Source organism: Bryocella elongata (genome assembly GCF_900108185.1).
GTDB classification, from domain to species: domain Bacteria; phylum Acidobacteriota; class Terriglobia; order Terriglobales; family Acidobacteriaceae; genus Granulicella; species Granulicella elongata.
In genome coordinates, this window is the sequence record NZ_FNVA01000004.1 from 105,885 (window position 1) to 127,537 (window position 21,653).

A 21,653-nucleotide genomic window follows, 5' to 3' on the forward strand; every position below is an offset into this window, starting at 1 on the left:
CCGGGGAGGGCGGGAGGTGGGCGCTATTCGGAACGGAGGGTAGCGAGGATCTCGGAAACCCCTGCAACGACGCGGTCTACGTCTGCCTCGGAGGTCTGCCAGTTGCAGACGCTGACGCGCATGACCCGCTTCCCGCGCCAGTTGGCGTTGGAAAAAAGTGCGACGCCAGAGCGGTTGATGGCGGCGACGACCTGGTCGGTGAAGGCGTCGTGATCTGCACCAACGGCGGCAGATTTGGGGCTGAGGAAGCGGACGAGGCCCTGGTTGATCTGCGGCTTCCAGAGCATTTCGGCTCCGTCGAGCGCGCCGATGCGGGTGACGAGGGCGTGGGAGTGAGCGCAGGTTCGCTCGATGAGTGCGGCGACGCCGTTGCGGCCCAGCTCGCGGAGCACGGCCCAGGCAGAGAAGCCGCGCGCTCGACGAGACCACTCGGGGGTCCAGTCAAGCTGGTCGCGCCCGACGGAGGCCTCGACGTAGGAGGTGCTGATGGCGAAGGCGCCGCGGTGCGCTTCGCGATCCCGGACGAAGGCGAAGCCGCTGTCATAGGGGACGTTGAGCCACTTGTGGCCGTCGGTCGCCCAGGAGTCGGCAAGATTGCAGCCAGCGACGAGGTGCGCGAGCCTGGGCGTGGCGGCGGCCCAGAGGCCGAAGGCTCCATCGACATGCACCCAGGCTTTGTGAGCCTTGGCGATGGGAATGAGTGTGGCGAAGTCGTCGTAGGCGCCCATGTTGAGGTCGCCGGCCTGGAGCAGCACGATGGTGGGTGCGTCGGGCTTATCGGCTAGGGCTGCCGTGAGGACCTCGGCGGTGAGTCGGCCATTCTCGTCGCTGGGGAGTGAGTGGATGTTGGCGGTGCCGAGTCCGAGCAGGCGCACGGCACGCAGAGCGGTGCCGTGGGCTTCTTTGCTGGTGATGATGCGGATTTGTGGCGCTCCGGCGAGGCCATTGCGCTCGACGTCGATGTTGCGGTCGGCCATCAAGCGCCAGCGCGCTGCGGCGAGGCAGGTGGTGTGAGCCATCTGGCAGCCGGTGACGAGGGCGAAGCTGGCCTCGGCGGGGAGGTGGAGGATGTCTTTCAGCCACTCGCCTGCGACTTCTTCGGCGACGGCTGCGGCAGGAGCGACGGCGTAGGCTCCGGCATTCTGGTCCCAGGCGGAGGTGAGCCAGTCGGCGGCAAGTGAGGCGGGAGTGGAGCCTCCCATGACCCAACCGTAGAAGCGTCCGCCGGTGTTGCGGGAGATGCCGCCTTCGGCTGCGTGGATGAGTTCGCGGATGACCTGCTCGGAGGGGAGGCCTTCGTCGGCGAGCGGGAGGTTGAACTTCGCGAACAGGCCTTCGTGGGAGGCTTGGGCAGCGACGGGGGCGTCGGCGTCGGCGGCGCGGAAGGTAAGGGCGTGGTCCAGGGCAGCGCTTAGGGCGGCGCGCAGGGAATCTTTCTGGTCAGGCATGAGCGCCATTCTAGTCAGCGCGCAGGAGTGGGACTATCCGGTTTGTGCGGGGGAAGTCCTGGCGCGCAGGCACAGGGAGGTTCAGTCCGTAGCCCGGGTCCGAGAGTCCGGATCCCCACCCCACCGAGCAAGTACGCTCGGTGGGGTGGGGATCCGGGGCACCCAAATCTTCTAGGTGGAGTAGTCGGCGTTGATGGAGACGTACTCGTGGGTGAGGTCGCAGGTAACGAATTTGCAGGTGCCTGAACCCATTCCGAAGTTGATAGCGATGGTGTAGTGGCGCTGGCTCATGCGCTCGTGGGTGGCGGTTTCGTCCCACGCCGCGGAGCGGACGCCGTTGGCGAAGACTTCGAGGCCACCGATGGCGATGGTGACGGTGGCGGGGTCGAAGGGTACTCCAGCTTTGCCTGCGGCTGCGAGCAGACGTCCCCAGTTGGGATCGCCGGAGGACCAGGCGGTCTTGACGAGCGGAGAGTTGGCGATGGACTTGGCCATGGTGGCTGCGGCCTCGTCGGAGGCGGCTCCGGTGAGCTGCAGTGTCACCACATGGGTGACACCTTCGCCGTCGTCGACGACCTGGTAGGCGAGGGAGTCGCAGACGCGCTGGAGTGCGGCGTCAAATTCGTTGGTGATGTTGGCGTCGAGAGCGACACCGCTGGCTCCGCTGGCGAGGAGCAGCACGGTGTCGTTGGTGCTCATGTCGCCGTCGACGGAGATGGCGTTGAAGCTCTTTTCGACGGAGTCGTGCAGGATCTCCTTCAGCTGCGAAGCGGATGCAGCGATATCCGTGAAGAGGTAGACGAGCATCGTCGCGTGGGGAGCGGCATTGGCGAGCTTCGGCCCGATCATGCCGGCGCCCTTGCAGCAGCCCCAGAGGCTGACGCGCTTGACCTCTCCCGCGATATCGATTTCGAAGCTCTCGCTGGCGACCTTGGGCTTGGTGTCCGTGGTCATGATGGCGTGGGCGAAGGCGTCGGCGTGGTCGGGCGTGTTCCCGAGCGCTGCGACGGCTTTGGGGATGCCGGCGACGAGCTTTTCGATGGGCAGCGGGACACCGATGATGCCGGTGGACGAGGGGAAGACCTCGTCGAAGACGCAGCCGATGGCGTCGCCCATCGCCGCGCAGGACTGGCGGCAGTGTTCGAGGCCGGGGTCGCCGGTGGCGCAGTTGGCGTTGCCGGCGTTGACCAGCACGGCACGCATCTTGTGTTCGGTGGCCTTGAGATGGCGCTGTCCGATGAGGATAGGCGCCGCGACGAACTGATTTGAGGTGAACATCGCAGCGGCGATGGCGGGCTGGTCGGCGACGGCGATGGCGACGTCGGGCTTGCCGGAGGCCTTGATGCCGGCGGTGGTCGCGCCCCAGCGGAAGCCGAGAGGAAGAGAAGCGGAAGATCCGTTACGTGTCACAACAATAAATCTAAGCCATCCCGATGTTCACCGTGTGAGCGCGGGTGGAATGCGGTTTGCTAAAGAGCGCGGCCTGGAGTGGCGGAGGGCGCGAGCCTGTGTCCGAGGCGGATCAGCGGCTTTTCGATGCCGTAATAGCTGGCGATGGCGACTGGGAAGACCAGCAGCACGACCCAGGGGCTTTGGTTCAGGCGGCCAAAGGCGTGGACCTGGCCGCGGGTCCAGTAGTTGGACAGGAAGAGCTCCTGCCAGACGTAAATGCTGTATGAGATTCGTCCGAGGAATTGTAGGGGCGGGAGTTCCAGCACTCTTGAATACCACTCGGTGGGATGGGTGAGCGTGGTGACGATCAGGAGGGAGTCCACCAGGGCGGAGATGGGGTGCAGCGGGCTGATGGGTGGAAGGGCGAGAAGCGCCAACGGAAGTACCCACATCAGCCGGAGATAGCGGCGAGCCGCAGCCTGCATGGCGGGGCGCTGCAGCAGTACAGCGAAGGATGCGGGAATCAGCAGGAAGCAGAGGCTGAGGTCGGTGCGGACATCGATCGCGAACGGGAGGGAGTTGCCGTGGGAGACGTACTGGTAGGTCCGCCAGAGGACTCCTGCGGACCCGAGCGCCAGAATCCACTCCGCCCGACGCCTGCGGACGAAGAGCAGGAAGGAGGGGAGGAAAAGGTAGAAGTGCTCTTCGACGGAGAGCGACCAGAAGTGCGCGGTGGCCCAACCCAGGGCTGCGGGCGCGCGCATTCCGACGAAGTTCCGGACCAACAGGTACGCGGAGGCGATGCCGGCGGGGAAGTTGGGAATGCGGTGCAGCAACGTCAGGCCCACCACGACCGTGACATAGAGCAGCGCCAGCGGCTGGATGCGGAAGATTCGCCGCACGTAGAAGCCTTTGAGGTTCAGGCTGCCGGTGAGGCGTTCTTCGTCGAGCAGCCGGTTGCAGATGAGGAGACCGCTAAGCTCGAAGAAGATCTCAACCCCGATTGGGCCGAAGTAATGGAAGGTCGCCGTATTGAAGTGCTCGCCACCGAGTGTGACGGAGTGATTGAGCAGCACAAGGAGGATGGCGATGGCGCGCCAGCCATCGAGCGTCGGAAGGTAGCTTGGCCGGGTGCCGCCAGGCACGTTTTTTTCAAGTGCTTCGAGGCCAGGCTGTAGCCGGGGCTGTTGAGCGATCATGCGTGATCAGTCCTGCTCTGCGATCGGAAGTTGGTAGGCAGCTCCCAAGGATGGATCCTGGGGTTGTTCTCGGTACGGATGCGGCTGGAAGCTATCTTGTCGGCGATTGTATCGAAGTGTCGTGTGAAGCGGAGGTTAGCGTGGAGGTACTCATGTTCAGGGCGTGATCGGCCTGAGCCCGGGTAACTTTGTCGATGCCGCAGACGCCGACTGCATTGAAGATGATTTTCTTCATGCGTTGGAGTGTTGTTCTTCCTGAGCGCCCAGCGTATGCCGCGTGGGCGGGATTGGGGTTACCGTATCCGGTCGCGTGCCATGGACGACGTCACCGACCCTCAGGGGTGCGCGGCGTATACTTTTTCGATAACAGTGGGAGACTCTGGATACATGAGCACAAACGGTAACGGCCACTCGAACGGCAACGGCAATCACTTGAACGGCAACGGCCACAAGCACGACAACAATTACGTGGTTCCGCAGCCTCGCCGCGACTGGATCGTGAAGCGCAAGGAAGAGGCGGCTCGGACCGGCGACTGGAACATGAGCCAGATGCACTTCGCACGCAAGGGCCAGATCACCGAGGAGATGGCGTACGTTGCGCACAAGGAGAAGCTGGACGCCGAGTTTATCCGTGCCGAGATCGCCAAGGGCACGATGATTATCCCGGCGAACATCAATCATGTGGAGCTGGAGCCGATGGCCATCGGCGTGGGCTCGCTATGCAAGATCAACGCGAACATCGGCAACTCGGCGCTGAGCTCGAACGTGGATGAGGAGCTGCGCAAGCTGCACACAGCGGTGCACTATGGCGCCGACACCGTGATGGATCTCTCCACGGGCGGCGATATCCCGATGATCCGCGAGGCGATCATTCGCCACTCGCCGGTGCCGATTGGAACTGTGCCGTTGTACGAGGCACTGAGCCGCGTGAAGCGTGTGGAAGACCTGAACATCGACCTCTACCTTGAGGTCATCGAAGAGCAGGCGCAGCAGGGCGTGGACTACTTCACGATCCACGCGGGGGTGCTGATCCAGTACGTGCCGATGGTGTCCAAGCGCATCACGGGTATCGTGAGCCGCGGCGGCGCGATCCTGGCGCAGTGGATGACGTCGAACCATAAGCAGAACTTCCTGTACGAGAACTTCGACCGCATCACGAAGATCATGGCGAAGTATGACGTGAGCTACTCGCTGGGCGATGGGCTGCGGCCGGGCTCGGTTGCGGATGCCAGCGACGAGGCTCAGTTTGCGGAGCTGAAGACGCTGGGCGAGCTGACGCGGCAGGCGTGGAAGGACGATGTGCAGGTGATGATCGAAGGTCCCGGCCATGTGCCGATGGACAAGATCAAGGAGCAGGTCGACAAGGAAGTGGAGCTGTGTGATGGCGCTCCGTTCTACGTGCTGGGACCGCTGGTCACGGACATCGCTCCGGGGTACGACCACATCACGAGCGCCATCGGCGCGGCGATGATCGGCTGGCACGGCGCGGCGATGCTCTGCTACGTGACGCCCAAGGAGCACCTCGGACTGCCGAACGAAAAGGACGTGAAGGACGGCATCATCGCGTACAAGATTGCGGCGCATGCGGCGGATATTGCGCGGCATCGTCCGGGCGCGCGTGATCGCGACGACGCGATCTCACATGCACGGTACACGTTCGACTGGGATGCGCAGTTTGCGCTGTCGCTGGATCCTGAGACGGCGAAGTCGATGCATGACGAGACGCTGCCGGATGATTACTACAAGGAAGCGGCGTTCTGCTCGATGTGCGGACCGAAGTTCTGCTCGATGAACTGGTCGTCGAAGGTCGATAAGTACAACGAGGAAGTGCACGGATTGAAGAAGCCGGAGCTGACGCAGATCATGACGGACCAGATGGCTTTGAGAAGCTAGCAGAACAGCTGATTAGCGGAACAGCAGAACAGTAAAGGTACGGCGGCCGCCCTTTGGGGTGGCCGTTTTGCTTGCGCGGGTGGGCGGGGAATTGGCCGGTTAAGAAAGTGAAGCCCACGCTGTCGTGGCGTGGGCTTCTTTCAGGAGGTTGTCGTATTTGTGTTGCGGGCCCATCTTGCTTTGCCGCTTCCGCTGGTTACGCTGGTGAACTCTCGCAAGGAGGTACGAGGTTCGCATTCAGCTGGCCCGCGGAGCCTGGCTCCCCATGGTTCCCATTCGCCAGGCTCACCCAAGCCCGGCGTATTTGTCAGGCTCCCCAGCCCAACGTTTCGTCAGGCTCACCCGGCCTGACAAAATGATCATCTCGCGGCGGGAAGAGTTTGCCTACATCACGGTGGTGCTGTCCGTCGTAACGTGGGTGCTGTTACTGCGGGTACCGGCAGGTACCTCTGTTCTTCGCGCCGAACTAGACGGGCTGGGTGCAGAACTTGCAGCGGGTGGCCGCCACGGGAATATCGCTGAGGCACTGTGGGCAAGGCTTGGTCGGATCAGGTACGGGCGCGGGGGCGGGAGGATTGAACCGCTTCAGGAGGTATTGCGTGGGCAGCACGAGGAAGAAATAGACCACCGCCGCGATCAGGAGGAAGTTCACAACCGCCGTGAGGAAGGTGCCGTACTTGATCTCGCCGCCATGCAGGTGCGCCACGAGGTAGTCGAAGTTCGGCTTGCCAATAACAGCGCCGAGGAGCGGGTTGATGATATTCGTCGTCAGCGCGGTGACGATCGAGGTGAAAGCCGCACCGATGATGACGGCGACTGCCAGATCCATCACGTTGCCGCGGAGAACAAAATCCCGGAATCCCTTGAGCATTTTCTTGACCTCACTTGGTTCGGCTTGCAGGTTGCCCCGCGAGTATATCCCACGAAAGGGGGCTTCCAGCTGGTCCAATGTGTTGTAACGAGACAGCGTCGCAAGGCGATCACGTATGCTCTTTATCGTGCGTTCTACGACCATCCACGTGCGTTTGCTTTCCTTCGGTCCGCTTCGATCGTCCCTGCCTGAGGGAGGTGCGGTTTGCGAGCTTCCTGCCGGTGCCAGGGTGAGCGAGTTGCTGGAGACTTTGACTGCCGACGGCACCCTGACGGCGCGGATGCTGACGTCCGCGGCCATCGCCGTAAACCAGGAGTACGCGAAGCGCGACCACGCTTTGTCGGATGGGGATGAGGTGGCGATTCTTCCTCCGGTAAGCGGAGGGTTGGATGAAGCGGAGGTTCAAGCCGAGGTGAAGGCGCCGAAGATCTTTCTTACGCATGATGTCATTGATGCGAAGGCTGTGAGCGAGGGCTTGGTCGCTGGTTCCGACGGCGCGGCGGTGATCTTCGATGGCGTCGTGCGGGACAACACGCGCGGTCGCAAGACGCTGTACCTCGACTATGAAGCCTATCCGGAGATGGCATTGAAGCAGATGCACCTGCTGCGCGAAGAGGCGATCGAGCACTATGGAGCGCGGGATGTCGCGATCGCGCATCGGCTCGGGCGGATTGAGATTGGCGAGTCGAGCGTGATCATCGCCGTCGTTTCGCCGCACCGGGCCCAGGCGTTTGCGGCTTGCCGGTTCGTAATCGATACGCTGAAGAAGACCGTCCCAATCTGGAAGCGGGAGCAGTTTGCCGATGGTGCAGTATGGGCCGATGGCGAGCCGTTTCCGGAGGAGATTGCAGGAGCATCGTGAGGAGAAGTTGGCATTCCGGGCCCACGCTGCTGCTGGGTTTTGCGGTTGTTTCCGCAGGCTTTTGCGGAGCCGCGGGGATGCAGGCGGTCGCGCTGCAAAGCGCTTCGGCGACTTCCCAGAGCGCACCTGCGGGCCAGCAGCAGGAGCCCATCCGTGATCCGGCGCCGATTGTCCGCCGGACGCCCGATGTGCCGACGATCCACGTTGAGAGCCGGCTGGTAAACGTGGCGCTGAATGTGACGGACGAGCACGGCGCGCAGGTGCCGGGGCTCACGCAGAGCGACTTCGAGGTGCTGGAAGACAATGATCCGGTCAGGATTGCGGTCTTCGACCGGGAGTCGGTGACGCCGCTGGCGATTGTGATGGCGGTGGACGCGAGCGGGAGCATGGTGTCGGATGACCGGCTGGAGCGGGACGCCGCGAAGGACTTTGTACGGTCGATCCTGCGCAAGCAGGACCTGATCGACCTGATGGATTTCTCCGACCAGGTGGACGAGGTGGTGAGCTTCACGAACGACGCGAAGCTCTTCGAGTCCGGGCTGTCGCGGATCACGAAGGGCGATGCCACGGCGGTCTACGATGCGATCTATCTCGCGAGCCAGCGGCTGGCGCAGACGTCGCAGGCCAATGGAGAGCGTCGGGTGATTGTGGTGATCTCGGATGGTGAGAACACGACGCATCACGGGAGCTATCCGACGGCGCTGGAAGAGGCGCAGCGTGCCGGCGCCATGTTGTATGCGCTGATCATCGTGCCGGTGGAGGCCGATGCCGGGCGCGACACCGGCGGAGAGCATGCGCTGATCCAGCTGGCCAATGACACCGGCGGGAAGTACTACTACGTGAGCTCGAAGCATGACCTGGCGCCGGCGTTCGCGCATGTGTCGGATGACCTGAGGACGCAGTACACGCTGGGCTACTACGCTCCGCAGCGGCCACTGAATCGCGGCGGGCTGCGGCACATCACGGTGCGGATGAAGGACCCGGCCCTGCGCGCGAAGTACACGCTGCGTTATCGCACGGCGTATTACGCGCAGAAATAGTTTCGAACCGGAAGTGCAGCGTCCTGCATCCAACTGCGCAGATATAATGTTGCGTATGCCTCTCTTTCGTCGCCGCAGTAAAGGTGCGCCTCCGGGTGATACCGGCCAGGAAGCCTTGTACCTGAAGTCCCTTTCGGACCGCCAGGTGCAGGTGGCGGTGAAGCTGCGCGATGGCGAGGTTGTGTCGGGATGGATCGAGTACTTCGATGACAGCATGTTGCGCCTGACGCGCGACGGGCGTCCGAATCTCTTCATCTACAAGACACAGATCCGCACGATCACCGAAGGCAGTGGCCTGGTGGCGAAGCGCAGCGGAAACAGAGCGGAGTAGCAGCGCTGCGCGTTAGCGGGCGGACTCGCTTCGCTTGTCCTGCTGGTAGCGCTTCGCGTTAGAGCGCTGAGGCGCGTTAGCGGATGTGTTGCTGCGATTGGACTTCAATCCCTCCATGTTGGAGCGGATGTGTTTTTCGGTTGCTATCGCTCACGCGCGCAGCGCGCTACCCCGCAGGGCTATCGCGCAAGGCGCGCTAACGCGAAGCGCTACACTACCTTCGTGCCCGAACTTGTCTCCATCGCTGAGTCCATTGCGCGCGAAGCGGGCGCGTTGTTGCGTGATTACTACCACCGCGGCGTTCGCACGGAGTACAAGGGCGATGTCGACCTTGTGACCGAGGCGGATCGCGCGAGCGAGAAGCTGATTGTGGAGCGGCTGCGCGAGGCGCTGCCTTCGCATGGCATCTATGGCGAGGAAGGCACGCGACTCGGGCTGGATGCGGAGTATCGCTGGTACGTGGATCCGCTGGACGGCACGACGAACTTTGCGCATACGTTTCCGGTGTTTGGGGTCGTGCTTGGTTGCGAGCATCGCGCGAAGAACCTGCCCAGCGACCAGGACGGTCAGCTGGTGGCGGGTGTCATCTACGATCCGCTGCGGGATGAGCTGTTCTCGGCGGAGCGGGGTGGCGGGGCGCGGTTGAACAACCGGCCGATTCATGTCTCGAAGACGCCTACGCTGGGCGAGTCGCTGACGGGGACGGGCTTTCCGAGCCGCAAGCGGCATGGGTCTCCAAACGTGCACTTTTACCACGAGTTCACGCTGCGGTCGCATGGTGTGCGGCGAGCAGGCTCGGCGGCATTGGACCTCGCTTGCGTAGCTTCGGGGCGGCTGGACGGCTTCTGGGAGTTCAAGTTGAACCCTTGGGATACCTCGGCGGGTGTGCTGCTGGTGGAAGAGGCCGGCGGCAAGATCACGCACTTCGATGGCGGCAAGTTCACGCTGGACAGCCGCGAGGTGCTGGCGACGAATGGGCTGATCCACGGGGAGATGGTGCAGCTGTTCAAGGATCTGTTTGCGGGTAAGGACCTGAGCACGCCGACGAGTCCGAAGGAGTATGCGGCGCAGATGTTGAAGGGCGAGGAGTGAAGAGCCTTGTCTCTCGAGAAGAGGTTTTGGCTCAGCGTTATTCCTGTGATTGGCGTAGCCGCCTGGTTCCTGTATTACCTCCAAGTTCCAGCGGATTGTGACTTGACCGTTGATGGCCCATGTAATTTGACGATGAGTCTCCGGCTCATTGGGTCGGTCATTGGGGCGGTGATTTTCCTGTGCTTCTGGGTATTGATTGTGAAGGCCTGTACCAGCGGGGCTCCATCGGAAAGAGGACCGACCTTTCGTCTTCGCCGCAGCGCCCGGGTGTTTCTCTTCAACGAAGACGGAGAACTGCTGCTGATCCGCTTTGTTGCGCAGCGGCCGGACGGGCCTTACACCTGTTGGGTGACTCCGGGAGGCGAGGTCGAGGTAGGTGAGCCCGACCTCGAAGCGGCGCAGCGGGAGCTGTTCGAGGAGTTGGGGATTCGGCCTGCGCTGACGGGTCCGGTGCATGAGGAGTCGGGTGGGGAGTACCTCCACCTGGGCGAGACGGTGCGGAACTACGACGTTTTCTTTGCGGCGCGATGTGGGTGCGCGGAGCCGGTGCTCAGCGGCGTGACCGAGGACGAGATTCGGCTGATGCGCGAGGCTCGGTGGTGGACGTTGGAGGAGTTGAATGCGGCCCGGGAGCCGGTGTTTCCGCCTCGATGCGCTCAGCTGGCGGGGCGGGTGCTGAGAGCGCTCGCTTAGGGAGCGGCTGTCCCTGCAGGTCTCCCCACTGCGCGTCGCCAGGGGCGCGACGCTTCGGTCGAGATGACACAGCTCAGGAAAAAGCAAACGCCGTCCGCAACAGTCCGAGTTCCCTAGCGAAAAACGAGCGCTTCGTCTGTGATCGAGTCACTGGACGGCGCGAGGTTTCTTGCTAGAATCGAAGCGACCTCGCAACCCGACCTCGCTGACGTTGGCCGTAAACGCGATGGACTACAAGGAGATTGACTAGATGGCGTATGTGATCGCAGAACCCTGTATCGGCACCAAGGATCGCGCGTGTGTTGACGCTTGCCCCGTGGATTGCATCCACCCCAAGGCGGATGAGGCGGGCGGCGATACCGCCGAGCAGCTGTTCATCGACCCGGTCGAGTGCATCGACTGCGGCGCCTGCGTTCCGGTGTGCCCGGTGTCGGCGATCTACGCCGGCGACGACCTTCCGGAAAAGTGGGAAGAGTTCAAGGACAAGGCTGCGGCTCACTTCGGTCGCTAAGGTTCCTCGAAAGTTTTGGTGGAGACAGACGCGCGGCTTCGGCTGCGCGTTTTTCTTTTGCGCTTTGAGAAGAACCCGCGTTTCAGATTCGAGACGTGGGGCACCCAGATGGTACGGGGATGAGACGATAGGGCGTGGCCGAAGGCAGGCAAATTCCGCATCACGGCGAGGCGATTGTGCTGCGGTCGTGGCCGTTTCTAGAGGCGGACCTGCTGGTGAGCCTGTTCACGCGCGAGCAGGGCAAGGTGAAGGGCGTGGCGCGGCATGCGATGCGGTCGCGGCGGAGGTTTGGGGGGGCGCTGGAGCCGGCGACCTATGTGCAGGCGCACTACACGGAGCGGCCGAAGCAGGATCTGGTGCGGCTGGATCAGTTTGAGATTCTTTGGTCGCCGATGACGGCTCCGGTGGACTGGCTGCGGGCTGCGGGGATGCAGTTTGTCGTCGAGGTGCTGGACGAGGCGATGCCGGATCTCGCGGCGGAGGATAACGTCTTTCGGCTGGCGATGACTTGTTTGACGGCGATGGAAGGTGGGGCGAGGGGCCAGGGGCCAGGGTTTAGGGCCCAGAGTGCTGAGGAGCCTAGGGGCTCCACGGTTTGGATTGCTGCGATGTACTTTGCGCTGTGGATGAATCGGCTGATGGGGTGGATGCCGGACCTGGCGCACTGCGCGGCGTGCGGGCTGGATCTCCGCGAGGAGATGCAACAGGGGCGGCCGGTGTGGTGGTCGCCGACAGCGGATGGGGTGAGCTGCGGGGATGATCGCAAGCCGGATAGCCGGGCGCTGAGTGCGCAGTCGGTGGCGGAGAGCTACAGGATTGCGCGGACTCCGCTGAAGGAGTTGCTGGAGGAGGAGTGGCCGGCGAAGCGGGCGGGGGATCTGCGGGCATTCGCGATTGCGGTGCTGGAGCGGCATCTGGAGCGGAGGATACGGAGTGGGGCGGGATTCTCTTGATTTTGCGTATGGGTAGGACGATGATCATTTTGTGGAAGGCGAGGCACCCATGATTACGGAAGTGAATGTCGCGGAGTTCGCTCAGAACGCGGGAGAACTTCTCAATCAGGTTTCTGGGAGCGGAAGCGTGGTCATTAGCCGCGACGGGACTCCGGTCGCTGTTCTGGTGGATGCAGAACTCTTCGCCCGTATGCAGCAGATGCAATGGGAACAGTTCGACAAGATCAGGAATCGGATTGCGGACGCCTATGCCAACGTGCCGGAAGAAGTTGGCCTCGCTGAAATCGATGCCCTCGTTGCGGATGAGCGCAGGCGGCAACGCCAGTAAATGCGTGCTGTTCTTGATACGAACGTGCTGGTGTCAGGCATTGTCTATCCCGTAAGTAAACCAGGGAAGATTCTCGCGGCCTGGAGGATCGGTGTGTTCGATCTCGTGGTGTCCCATTACATCCTCGAGGAAACGGTGCGTGTGTTGCCTCGCATGAAGCATGCCAACATAGGCCCTGAAGATGCACGGTCCCTTATCGAGAAATTGTCGGAAAAGGTTGAGATCGTTGCTCCGTTCTTGCGAGCAGACGACGAACTTCGGGACCAAGCCGACCAGCCGGTGCTGGGGACTCTGCTGGCCTCGAGAGCCGATTATCTTGTCACGGGCGACAAGGATTTGCTGGTGTTGGCGGAGAGGTATCCGATTGTCACGCCTGCGGAGTTCTGGGCGCGGCATGGGTAAGAGGCGGAAGTTTGCGATTGCGGTGCTGGAGCGCCGGATTCGGAGTGTGACGGGGCTGGTCTATCTAGCTCGCCGTTTTGGATGCTATTGCAGCCCTAGCCGAGTTTTTCTTTAGCGTGCGACCTGTCCGGTACAGGTACTTGTCCAGCGTCTTGTACGAAAGGTTGGGCTCGCACAACCGAGTTCGCAACGCATCGATTTCCTCTCGGAATGCCTTATAAGTGCGGTCGGCCTTAGAGACGCAACTCCTTCGCTTCTCCCCCTTCGCAAGCGCCATCAGTGTCCTGTAAACGTTGGCGTCGTAAATGGGATACTTCTCCGTTTGATGAAAGCTACAGTACTTCGTCGCGAACGAGAAGTGTATCCTCGTAACCCCATTAAGAGTGAGGCTCGCAATGCGTTCCACTACAGACGGGCAGCCGACGGCGAGGCAGTCGTCGATCACGCTGCCCGCTTCCGAGATGTGCGCAGCCATCTCGCGAACGGCGTAGACGTTGGTGGAATACAACTGATTGAGTGCCACTACCTTCAGCAACACTTTGTTGTAGTCGGTATTCCCCGTTGCCCAGCCGAAGAGATTTACGAGAGCTGTATCTGCTCGATCCTCTTGATCGAAGGCTTTCGCGGCACTGTTGATCTCGTACAGGGACGGCATACTGATGCTAGTTGCCATAGTTGTAAGTGCTCCAGTATATGGCGGAAGGATACACTGGTAGTGCAAGACTCAAGTTTGGAAGGCAATGTCGAACAAGAATCCTCTCACTTTTCAAGAGCTCCTCTTCACGCTCCAGAAGTTCTGGTCGGAGCATGGGTGTGTTTTGCAGCAGCCGTATGACCTTGAGGTCGGGGCGGGGACGATGTCTCCCGACACGTTTTTGCGGGTGCTCGGGCCGAAGCCTATTTCCATTGCGTACGCGCAGCCTTCGCGGCGGCCGGCGGATGGGCGGTATGGCGAGAACCCGAACCGGTTGTTTCGGCACACGCAGCTGCAGGTCATCTTGAAACCACCACCTGCAGACGTGCAGTCGTTGTACCTCGAGTCGCTGGTGGCGATTGGGATTGATCTGCGTCAGCACGACATCAAGTTCGAGGAAGACAACTGGGAGTGGCCGGTGGGCGGCGCGTGGGGCGTGGGCTGGCAGGTGATGCTCGATGGCCAGGAGATCACGCAGTACACGTACTTCCAGCAGTGCGGCGGCATGGATCTCGACCCGATCTCAGGTGAGATTACGTATGGCCTGGAGCGCATTGCGCAGTTCCTGCAGGACAAGGACTCTATCTACGACATCGTGTGGACGCGGGACGCGCAGGGTCGCGAGCTCACCTACGGTGATGTTCGTCTGCACGAAGAGCAGCAGTTCTCGGCGTATGCGTTTGACTATGCCGACACGGCGAAGCTGTGGGAGCACCTGAACCTTTATGAGGCGGAGTGCAAGGCGCTGCTGGATCGCGCGAAGATCGTCTTCGGCGAGGGCTCTAAGGCTGAGGGTTCAGGGGCCAGGGCCCAGGGCTCAGAAGGCGATGCTGCGGATGCGCTCACTGTGTTGCGGTTTCCTACGATGGGGGCTTATGAGCTGGCGCTGAAGTGTTCGCATACGTTCAATCTGCTGGATGCGCGCGGTGCGATCTCGGTGACGGAGCGTGTGGGTGTGATGGGGCGGATTCGCAACCTGATTGTGGGTGTGGCGAAGGTGTATGCCGAGCAGGGAAGACTGACGGCGCGAGTCAGCGAGTCGGCTGGTGAGCAAGCCAGCGTGGTGGGTGCATAAGTGGCAGAGTTTCTGTTTGAGATTGGATTGGAAGAAGTTCCTGCGCGGATGATTGCCTCGGCTGAAGCGGAGTTGTTGCGGCGCACGCTGGCGTTGCTGGGTAAGGAAGCGTTGCTGCCTGCGGGTTTCGATCCGCTGACGGATGCGAAGTCGTACTCGACGCCGCGACGGTTGGCTGTGCTGGTAAGCGATGTGCTGGAGCGGCAGCCGGACCTGAGCGAAGAGGTGGTGGGGCCTTCGGCCAAGATTGCGTTCAAGGATGGAGCCCCGGCGCCTGCGGCCGAAGCGTTTGCGCGCAAGAATGGCGTGGACGTGAGCGCGCTGCGGACGATCACGACGCCGAAGGGCGACTACGTTGCGGTGACCACGACGAAGGTGGGCCGCGCGGCGAGCGAAGTGATTGCGAGCGAGCTGCCGAAGGAGATTGCGGCGATTTACTGGGCGAAGAACATGCGGTGGATCGCAGGATCGAAGCAGACGTTTGTGCGGCCGGTGCAGTGGATCGTGGCGTTGCTGGGCGAAGATGTGGTGCCGGTGAGCTTTGGTGGGCGCACGGCGGGTCGCGCGAGCTTTGGGCATCGTGTGCTGTCGAGCGGCGAAGCCTTTGAGATCGAGACGCCCGCGAGCTATGTGGCGCAGCTCGAGGGCGAGTACGTGATCGCCGATGTGGAGGCGCGGCGGCACAAGATTCGCAAGGCGCTGGATCGTGTGTGCCGCACGGTGCCTGGTGCTCGTTGGCGTGAGGACGAGGCGCTGGTCGACAAGATGACGCATCTGACCGAGTGGCCGGATGTGCTGCTGGGCAGCTTCGATGCGGCGTACCTGGACCTGCCGGAAGAGGTGCTGGTGACGGTGATGCGCGACCACCAGAACTACTTCGCGGTGGAGAGCGCGGCGGGCAAGCTGGCGCCGTACTTCCTCGCGGTGACGAACATTGCGCTCGATGAAGAGAACGCGGGGATCGTCAGGCAGGGCAATGAGCGCGTGCTGCGGGCGCGGTTCAACGATGCGCGCTTCTTCTACGACTTCGATCAGCGGACTCCGCTGGTGGAGCGTGTGAAGCTGCTGGAGAATGTGACCTTCCAAAAGGACCTGGGGAGTTACGCGAAGAAGAGCGAGCGGGTGAGAGAGCTCTGCCATCGGCTTGCAATGACCGCGGGAATGATTGCTCCTACTTATGATGTGAACGCGATTCTGGACGCTGCGTCGCTGGCGAAGACCGATCTCACCACGGAGTTGGTGAAGGAGTTCACGGAGCTGCAGGGCATTATCGGTGGGCTGTACGCCGAGAAGCAGGGTGTGAGTCAGGTCGCCGCGGAGGCGATCTACGACCAGTACCTGCCAGCGAGCGCGGACGATCGCATTCCGCGGAGTGCCGAGGGCGCACTGCTGGGGCTTGCGGATCGGATCGATACGATTGCGGGGATGTTCTCGCTGGGGATGGAGCCTACAGGATCGAAGGACCCGTTTGCGCTGCGGCGTGCCGCGAATGCTGTGGTGCGGATTCTTGCGGAGTCGGGCTTGCCGTTGACGCTGAGCGATGTCATGGGCGCAGCGTCACCGCAGCCTGAGGTTGAAGCCAAGCTGAAGAGCTTCTTTGCGGAGCGCGTGGAGTTTTATCTGCGTGAAGCGAAGGGGCAAGCTTATGACGTCGTCAAGGCTGTGATGGCTCCTGGGTATGACGAGATCGCGGATGTGGTGGCTCGTGCGGAGGCGGTGAGTGCGGCGCGGGGCAGCGAGGATTTTCTTGCGGTGAGCGCGGCGTTCAAGCGGATGAAGAACATCCTGGCGCAAGCGGGGTATCAGGGACCGACGCCCGGCACAGGTTTCATTCACGCTTTCGAAGATCCTGCAGAGGCTCCACTCGCGCGTAAGTCCTTAGCTGCGGTCAAAGAGAGGCATGAGCTTTCGAACTGGCGAAGCTATGGTGAGAGGCTCGCATCGGTGGCATCGATTCGGCCCGAAGTCGACGCCTTCTTCGCACAGGTCATGGTGATGGATCCAGACATCGCGGTGCGAACTCGCAGACTGAATCTGCTGTACATGGTGCTTCAGAATTTCTCAGATATCGCCGACTTCTCGGAGATTGTGACTGCCGGATGACGACCTACACGGAAGGGTGATGAGGTTATCGCTATTTCGAATGGAATCAAGGGAACTGCGAAACGATTCGACCACGGTCGAATCGTTTCGTGTTTTGATGACATCTGTTCTTTGTGGCTATTGCCTATGGAGATGCTTCGAATGTCTACGCTTTTTGATCCGATCCAGGTCGGGGACCTGACGCTTCCCAACCGCATCCTCATGGCTCCGCTGACGCGGCTGCGTGGCACCAAGGACCACATGCCGACGGCGATCCAGGCGGAGTACTACGCACAGCGCGCCAGCGCCGGGCTGATCATCAGTGAAGGCACGCCGATTGATCCGATGGGCGTTGGGTATCCGCAGGTTCCCGGGTTGTGGTCGGAGGCGCAGGCGGAGCTTTGGAAGCCCATTACGGATGCGGTGCATCGCGAGGGCGGACGGATCTTCTCGCAGATCTGGCATGTGGGCCGTATGTCCGATCCTGAGCACCTGAACGGCATGTTGCCAGTGGCTCCGAGCGCGATTGCGGCGGCGGGGCACGTGAGCCTGCTTCGCCCGATGCGGCAGTTTGAGGTGCCGCGTGCGCTTGAACTGGATGAGATCCCGGATGTGATCGCAGCGTACAAGCAGGGGGCGCAGTACGCGAAGGACGCGGGCTTCGATGGCGTGGAGCTGCACGGGGCGAATGGGTATCTGCTGGAGCAGTTCCTCTCGAGCCTCTCGAACCATCGCACGGACAAGTACGGTGGCAGCGTGGAGAACCGGGCGCGGTTGATGATCGAGGCGGCCGAGGCAGCGGCGGAGGTCTTCGGCGAAGGCCGTGTGGGCATGCATCTCTCGCCGCGTTGCGATGGACAGTGCCCGGGCGATGGCAACCCGCTGGAGACGTTTACCTATGTTGCGGAGGAGCTGGGCAAGCGCAAGCTGGCGTTCCTGATGGCTCGCGAGTATGAGGGGCCGGACTGGATCGGACCACAGCTGAAGCAGGCGTTTGGAGGAGTGTACTTCGGCAACGAGCGTTTCACGCAGGCGAGCGCGGAGGCGGCGGTCGAGCGCGGCGACGTGGACGGCGTTGCTTTCGGCAAGCTGTTCATTGCGAATCCGGACCTGGTCCAGCGCTTCCGCGAGGATGCTCCGCTGAACGAGCCGATCCCGGCGACGTTCTACTCGCACGAGGCCGAAGGGTACGTGGACTATCCGGTGCTGACGCCGCAGAGTGTCTAGAATTCGCGGACCGTTACCCGAACGACTGACAAGCCCTCGTACTTCTTCAGCAACGCATGGTTGCTGTTGAGGTGCGAGGGCTTCAGGTTTTCCGGGGCGAGGTCGAGCGGGTGCTATTGAGCGATGAGCTGTGACGTTTGGAGCTATGAGGCTTAGTTCAGACGCTGCAGTCTTGCGATGAGCTTTTCGGCGAGGGGCTCTCCGCTCTCGGTCCAGAGGAGGCGGGAGCTGATGCCGCAGTGCTTCTCGATGAGCAGGGTGAAGGCGAGGAGCTTCTCGATGTTCTGCTGGATCTTGGCGGCGTCCTGGCGGCTGAGCTCTTCTTCTTCCTGGACCCATGGTGTGTCGAGGCCGAACTCTACGCGGACCTGGCCATTCTGGTCATAGGCGCCAGCGTCGAACTCGGGACCAAAGCCGGCGATGCGAACGCGGGCGGGTTCGAGCTTCCAGCGGGAGGGTTTGGCGGCGGGCATGGTGATGAGGTTCGACGGGCGGGCGTCCTCTTCGTCCTCGATGTCAATATCGAGGTGACCGGTGGATCTTTCGCTTTCGGAGGCGATGGACTTCATGTCGCTGGGAAGCCAGAGCAGCCAGCGCATCTCGAACTCGTAGGCGACGTCTTCGTGGAGCTGCTCCGTGGCCTCGGCGACGGCGTTCTCGATGATGGCGTCGTCGGTATCGGCGGTGTCGTCAGAGCGGGTGTCGTTGACGAAGATGCGCTGATAGGTAGGGGACTCGGTCCAATCGATGGGGAAGGCGCTGGCCGCCCAGACGCGACCGAAGAGGCTGCCAGGCTTCCCTTCGCCAGCGACGGTTGCGAACTGGCGCAGCACTCCCGTGAGCGCGCTCGGGAGCGATTCGAGGCGAAAGTTCGGATACCACAGGCTGAGATAGAGCTGATCGGACATGGTCAGCGTCATTCTACGTGGAGCCCGGGCAAGATACGAGCCTCGGGGGCTGAATCCGGCACGGGAGACAGTGGCGGGTTCGTTACGTCGGGCCGCGTGGGGATGAGAGAATCGAGGCAGGACTCTGGATGAGATTTTCGATTGAACGGCTGCGGTGGTTCCTGGTGGCGGGTGCGGTCCTTCTCATCGCCGGCCTGGTGGCGACCATCGCGATCAGCTCGTACCGGGCCAAGAAGGCCTTTGTCGAGAAGCTGAAGAACTTCGCTCATATTGCGCATGAGACGAAGAACTTTACGTACTCCGATGCTTTGCTGGGGCACACCTCGTACACGCTGCATGCGGGCCGGGTGGTGCAGCATGGCGATGGGACCTATTCGCTGTTCGATGTGGCCGTGCAACTGCACAGCAAGACCTCGACCGAGGTGGATCACATCTATGCCAACGAGATCGAGTATGACCAGAACACGGGTGTGGGCAAGGCCATTGGCGAAGTGCGGATGGAGCTTGAGGTTCCGCAGTCGGTGGCGGGGACACGGCATGGCACGCAGTCACCTCCGACCGCTGCGGTAACGACATCGCCGCAGGTCGTCTTCGTGGATACCTCCAGCGTGGTGTACGTGAAGAAGCTGGGTGTGGCCGCTACGGCGGACGAGGTTCGATTCCGCTGGGGCAAGCTTTCGGCGCGGGCGAAGGGGGCGGAGTTCAGCCCCAACGACAGCACGCTGCGGCTTCTGGCCGATGTCCATGCGACGGGGATTCTCCACCAGCAGCAGCTGGACATGACGGCGTCGGAAGCTCTGATTGATCGGAACAGCAACATCGCCACGTTTGGGCACCCGACGGCTCGTACGGGCAACCGCACGGGCAAGTCCGACTCGGCGATTGTGTACCTGCGCAAGGATGGGTCGATTGAGCATGGATCGGCGACGGGGAATGTGGAGCTTACGGAGGGCACAGCGCTGATCAAGGCTGCTCACCTCGATGCGGTGCTGAATGAGAGCTCGGTCCTGGAGTCCGCGAAGCTCATCGGTGGCGTGACGATGGTGGACTCGAACCCATTGCGGCCGACTCAAGGCAGCGCGCAGACGGTGGATGCGAGCTTCGATGCTACTGGCGCACCGACGGTGATCGTCGGCCGCGGGCAAGCGGCGGTCGCGATGCAGCAGGGGGCGCCAGGCGGGCGGACCATGCACCGCGCGATGCACGGTGACACGATCACGGCGAACTTCGTGCACGACGCAAAGCACGCAGGGGCCGGGCATGCAGGGAACGACGCGCACTCGAGCGCTTCGCTGATCAAAGGACTCCACGCGGTTGGTTCTGCGCAGGTGAGCGGGGATTCCGTGACTGCGGCTCAGGGTAAGGCGGCGGAGCTGAAGCAGAACGCAGTGGACGCCGATGACCTGGTGGCTTCCTTTACGCAGACAGCCGAGGGACGGGCGCTGCTGAGGACGCTGGTGGGCACGGGGCACACGAAGCTTCACCAGGAAGGCTCGGAAGGGGATGTCTCCGAGAGCAGGGCCGATGTGCTGAACGCCGACTTTGTCCCCAGCGCGACGGGAGCCGCTCAACTGGAGACGGCGAAGCAGACGGGGCACTTGACCATGATGAGCCGGTCTGTCCGGAAGCCGGCAGCGTCGGGCCAAGCACCGGGCAGTTCCAAAGGGCCCGCGACGCCGACGGTTTCGACCGGAAGCGCGGCCGAAGGTACCTACGTGGCGGCGACGGATACGTTGACGCTGGTGGGTGGGACGCACTTCAGTGACGGCGAGAATTCTCTGACGGCGAATGAAGTGACGGTTCACGAGGGCTCGGGCGACGCAGAGGCTCGCGGGAACGTGCTGGCGTCCATTGAGCAGCATGACGCGCAGCCCAGCGGCAAGGTGCGAGAGGCCCAACCGGTGACGCATATCGCGTCGACGGAGGCGAAGTTTGTCCGTGCCGGGAAGATTGCGGAGTTCCGAGGAACCGACGGAGCGCCGGCCCGGTTGTGGCAGGGCGGCTCCCAGGTGCAGGCGGCGAATCTGCTCTTCGACGGGGTGCGCCGGTCATTGACGGCACGGCCCGCCGGATCGTCAGGGCTGGTGCGGGCGGTCTTTGCCAGCATGGGCGGAACGGGCCAGGTCGTCGGAGCAAAGAAGGCCAGTGGAGAGCGCAAGACGGCTGCGACGATTGTGCATGTGGCCAGCCCGAGGTTGGACTACTCCGACCTGTCGCGCCAGGCGGTGTTTTCAGGTGGAGTGAAGATCGAAGGAACGATGGGCCAGGTGGAGTCGCAGCGCGCCGTTGCGACGTTGAATCCGTCCAAGCCGGCAGCACCGGCTGCGGATGGCCCTGCCAGTTCGGCGGCAGCGCAGGCTAACCCGGTCAACGGCACGCTGGAGAAGGTCGTGGTCTATGGCGATGTGCACATGCGCCAACCGGGGCGCACGGGCACGGGAGATCAGCTGACGTATACGGCGGCCGATGATGAATACGTCCTGACCGGGAGTCCGCCGCATCTACCTCATATTGTTGATGCCCAGCAGGGAAACGTAACCGGAGCCACGCTCGTCTTCAATAATGCGGGGAGTACGATCATCGTATCGGGGAACCCCGGCCAGCCTGGCGGGCGGGTTCGGACTGAAACAGAAGTGAGGCAATCGCATTGAC

20 protein-coding genes are annotated in these 21,653 nt (G+C 62.3%); 14 read left to right on the forward strand and 6 right to left on the reverse strand.

Annotation, left to right across the window (positions count from 1 at the left end; all coding sequences use genetic code 11):
• Nucleotides 1-23 precede the first annotated feature (23 nt).
• From C4S68_RS12375 to C4S68_RS12385, 3 genes are all read right to left on the reverse strand, one after another.
• A complete protein-coding gene (locus C4S68_RS12375; RefSeq protein ID WP_103933714.1) occupies nt 24-1,448 on the reverse strand; it encodes a pyridoxal phosphate-dependent decarboxylase family protein in 1,425 nt (474 codons plus the stop codon).
• Nucleotides 1,449-1,619: 171 nt separating this feature from the next.
• Nucleotides 1,620-2,858, reverse strand: coding sequence for a bifunctional glutamate N-acetyltransferase/amino-acid acetyltransferase ArgJ (gene argJ / locus C4S68_RS12380; RefSeq protein ID WP_103933404.1), 1,239 nt, complete (start codon nt 2,856-2,858; stop codon nt 1,620-1,622).
• Nucleotides 2,859-2,917: 59 nt separating this feature from the next.
• On the reverse strand, nt 2,918-4,039 hold the full coding sequence (locus tag C4S68_RS12385; RefSeq protein WP_103933405.1) for an acyltransferase family protein: 1,122 nt from the start codon (nt 4,037-4,039) through the stop codon (nt 2,918-2,920).
• A 387-nt stretch (nt 4,040-4,426) separates the two neighbouring features.
• Here C4S68_RS12385 and thiC point away from each other — a divergent pair, with 387 nt between their 5' ends.
• Nucleotides 4,427-5,932, forward strand: a complete 1,506-nt coding sequence (gene thiC, locus C4S68_RS12390) for a phosphomethylpyrimidine synthase ThiC (RefSeq protein WP_103933406.1) — start codon at nt 4,427-4,429, stop codon at nt 5,930-5,932.
• Between the two features lie 466 nt (nt 5,933-6,398).
• Here the strand turns inward: thiC and mscL are convergent, their stop codons facing one another.
• Nucleotides 6,399-6,947: a large conductance mechanosensitive channel protein MscL gene (mscL, locus tag C4S68_RS12395; RefSeq protein WP_327333594.1), complete on the reverse strand. Its 549-nt coding sequence runs from the start codon at nt 6,945-6,947 to the stop codon at nt 6,399-6,401.
• Here mscL and C4S68_RS12400 point away from each other — a divergent pair.
• From C4S68_RS12400 to C4S68_RS12440, 9 genes are all read left to right on the forward strand, one after another.
• The gene (locus C4S68_RS12400; RefSeq protein ID WP_103933408.1) at nt 6,919-7,665 is read left to right on the forward strand and encodes a molybdenum cofactor biosynthesis protein; all 747 of its coding nucleotides are present in this window, start codon (nt 6,919-6,921) and stop codon (nt 7,663-7,665) included. The two genes, mscL and C4S68_RS12400, sit on opposite strands and share 29 nt — an antisense overlap.
• Nucleotides 7,662-8,705: a VWA domain-containing protein gene (locus C4S68_RS12405; protein ID WP_235011562.1), complete on the forward strand. Its 1,044-nt coding sequence runs from the start codon at nt 7,662-7,664 to the stop codon at nt 8,703-8,705. The genes C4S68_RS12400 and C4S68_RS12405 overlap by 4 nt, the downstream gene beginning before the upstream one ends.
• Before the next feature lie 55 nt (nt 8,706-8,760).
• Entirely contained in the window at nt 8,761-9,036 is a 276-nt protein-coding gene (locus C4S68_RS12410; protein ID WP_103933410.1) for an RNA chaperone Hfq, read from the forward strand.
• Nucleotides 9,037-9,258: 222 nt separating this feature from the next.
• On the forward strand, nt 9,259-10,128 hold the full coding sequence (locus tag C4S68_RS12415) for an inositol monophosphatase family protein (protein ID WP_103933715.1): 870 nt from the start codon (nt 9,259-9,261) through the stop codon (nt 10,126-10,128).
• 132 nt (nt 10,129-10,260) lie between these two features.
• Nucleotides 10,261-10,821: an NUDIX hydrolase gene (locus tag C4S68_RS12420; RefSeq protein ID WP_146072134.1), complete on the forward strand. Its 561-nt coding sequence runs from the start codon at nt 10,261-10,263 to the stop codon at nt 10,819-10,821.
• 250 nt (nt 10,822-11,071) lie between these two features.
• On the forward strand, nt 11,072-11,332 hold the full coding sequence (locus C4S68_RS12425; protein WP_103933412.1) for a 4Fe-4S dicluster domain-containing protein: 261 nt from the start codon (nt 11,072-11,074) through the stop codon (nt 11,330-11,332).
• 134 nt (nt 11,333-11,466) lie between these two features.
• On the forward strand, nt 11,467-12,285 hold the full coding sequence (recO, locus tag C4S68_RS12430; protein ID WP_103933413.1) for a DNA repair protein RecO: 819 nt from the start codon (nt 11,467-11,469) through the stop codon (nt 12,283-12,285).
• 49 nt (nt 12,286-12,334) lie between these two features.
• Nucleotides 12,335-12,613, forward strand: a complete 279-nt coding sequence (locus C4S68_RS12435) for a type II toxin-antitoxin system prevent-host-death family antitoxin (protein WP_103933414.1) — start codon at nt 12,335-12,337, stop codon at nt 12,611-12,613.
• The gene (locus C4S68_RS12440) at nt 12,614-13,015 is read left to right on the forward strand and encodes a putative toxin-antitoxin system toxin component, PIN family (protein ID WP_103933415.1); all 402 of its coding nucleotides are present in this window, start codon (nt 12,614-12,616) and stop codon (nt 13,013-13,015) included. It begins immediately after the preceding gene.
• A 64-nt stretch (nt 13,016-13,079) separates the two neighbouring features.
• Here the strand turns inward: C4S68_RS12440 and C4S68_RS12445 are convergent, their stop codons facing one another.
• Complete coding sequence (locus C4S68_RS12445; RefSeq protein WP_103933416.1) at nt 13,080-13,688, reverse strand: hypothetical protein; 609 nt, start codon at nt 13,686-13,688, stop codon at nt 13,080-13,082.
• Between the two features lie 67 nt (nt 13,689-13,755).
• Between C4S68_RS12445 and C4S68_RS12450 the strand changes: the two genes are divergently transcribed.
• The 3 genes from C4S68_RS12450 to C4S68_RS12460 all read left to right on the forward strand — a co-directional run bounded on the left by C4S68_RS12450 (nt 13,756) and on the right by C4S68_RS12460 (nt 18,093).
• Nucleotides 13,756-14,784, forward strand: a complete 1,029-nt coding sequence (locus C4S68_RS12450; protein ID WP_103933417.1) for a glycine--tRNA ligase subunit alpha — start codon at nt 13,756-13,758, stop codon at nt 14,782-14,784.
• The gene (gene glyS / locus C4S68_RS12455; RefSeq protein ID WP_103933418.1) at nt 14,785-16,887 is read left to right on the forward strand and encodes a glycine--tRNA ligase subunit beta; all 2,103 of its coding nucleotides are present in this window, start codon (nt 14,785-14,787) and stop codon (nt 16,885-16,887) included. It begins immediately after the preceding gene.
• 141 nt (nt 16,888-17,028) lie between these two features.
• On the forward strand, nt 17,029-18,093 hold the full coding sequence (locus tag C4S68_RS12460; protein WP_103933419.1) for an alkene reductase: 1,065 nt from the start codon (nt 17,029-17,031) through the stop codon (nt 18,091-18,093).
• 152 nt (nt 18,094-18,245) lie between these two features.
• On the opposite strand, the gene C4S68_RS12465 is transcribed toward C4S68_RS12460, so the two are convergent.
• The gene (locus C4S68_RS12465) at nt 18,246-19,001 is read right to left on the reverse strand and encodes a hypothetical protein (protein WP_103933716.1); all 756 of its coding nucleotides are present in this window, start codon (nt 18,999-19,001) and stop codon (nt 18,246-18,248) included.
• A gap of 128 nt (nt 19,002-19,129) precedes the next feature.
• Here C4S68_RS12465 and C4S68_RS12470 point away from each other — a divergent pair, with 128 nt between their 5' ends.
• Complete coding sequence (locus C4S68_RS12470) at nt 19,130-21,652, forward strand: LptA/OstA family protein (protein ID WP_103933420.1); 2,523 nt, start codon at nt 19,130-19,132, stop codon at nt 21,650-21,652.
• The last annotated feature ends 1 nt before the right edge of the window (nt 21,653 follow it).